Below are 1,451 nucleotides of genomic sequence, written 5' to 3' on the forward strand. Positions count from 1 at the left end.
ATGAATGGATCACGGAAAATATAAGGCAGCCAAAAATAAGCACTACTACCTATCCTTCAATAAGTAATAGTGGCACAATGTCGCTCAATAGAATCTATTCAGCCAGACAGGCAGGAAACTGTTGAGCCAGTGAGTAGGTGCTCTTCAGCCGTTTCGGGAAACACCTCGGGCGGTAGCGTGCCACTCATATTTTGCACAAAGGACTCTTTACTGCATGACCACCACGGTTTAGAACATGAGTGTAGATCTGGGTTGTCTTCAGGTCTCTGTGTCCAAGAAGCTCCTGAACCGTTCGTATATCGTAGCCATCATCAAGTAAATGGGTGGCAAAAGAATGTCGGAAAGTATGGCAGCTACCTTTCTTTTCTATACCGGATAACTCAATGGCTCGTTTTACCGCTCTTTGCAAAGTACTGTCATCAATATGATGGCGTCGCTCGCGGCCATCTCTTGGATCGATTGAACGCTTGTGAGAACAAAACAGATACTGCCAATGCAGGCTTTTTGCCTCAGATGGGTATTTTGTTGCCAGAGAATCCGGCATCCATACTTCACCAAAACCGGCCTCTTTATCCATGGTATGGAGAAGGCGAACCTCGCTTATGCGAGCTTTTAGCTCAGGAATAAGCAGGTCTGGCAAGATGGTTACCCGATCCTTATTGCCTTTACCACTGCGAACAATAATGGCCATACGGTTGAAGTCAATATCCTTAATACGCAAACGAAGGCACTCCATTAGCCGCAACCCGGAGCCATACATCAGTTGAACCGGTAACTTGTGTGTAGGGCTGATCACTGTGAAAATGGCATTCACTTCGTGCCGTTCAAACACCACAGGAATCTTTGTGGCCTTTTTGGCTTTGACCAGATTGCTGACATCCCCCAAAGGTCTAGCTAAAACTTGTTTGTATAAAAAGTTCAGAGCATTCAATGCCTGGTTTTGCGTTGAAGTCGCAACCCGACGCTGAACGGCAAGATAAGTCAAAAACTGTCTGACATGATCAGGCCCTAAATCCTGTGGGTGCTTCATGTGTTGGTAGCGAATGAAGTACTTGATCCAGTAACAATAGGACTGCTCAGTTTTATAGCTATAGCGCTTCACTCTGAGAGTGTTGCGTACTTCAGTCATAAAAGGAGATGGCATGGCAAATTCAACAACTGTTATTTTGTACAGTATTATTGAAGAAAATACCAAAAATGCAAATAACTCACTTGCGGCCTATTTGGGGCAGTGGGTAGAATGGCCTGTAGGCTTTTGATAAATAATGACTTTTCGATAGGTTGAAAAGTTGGGATATATCTCAAGTGAGTTAATTTTCCCTGATTTAGGGGGATATGCCGCGTGTGAGTGTAATATCTGATATCACTTGCTTGAGATCTAATAGCTGTTAGCCGGCAGCAGTATGAAAGTTTTTTCTATTTTTCCAGTGGATGAGCCAGGAATCAAAATC

1 protein-coding gene is annotated in these 1,451 nt (G+C 44.0%); it reads right to left on the minus strand.

Annotated features, from left to right (window positions below):
- Positions 1 to 184: 184 nt before the first annotated feature.
- The gene (locus KDK19_RS05325; protein WP_257291495.1) at positions 185 to 1,144 is read right to left on the minus strand and encodes an integron integrase; all 960 of its coding nucleotides are present in this window, start codon (positions 1,142 to 1,144) and stop codon (positions 185 to 187) included.
- Positions 1,145 to 1,451: the final 307 nt, after the last annotated feature.

It is taken from the genome of Endozoicomonas sp. ONNA1 (genome assembly GCF_024606325.1).
Classification (GTDB): Bacteria; Pseudomonadota; Gammaproteobacteria; order Pseudomonadales; family Endozoicomonadaceae; genus Endozoicomonas_A.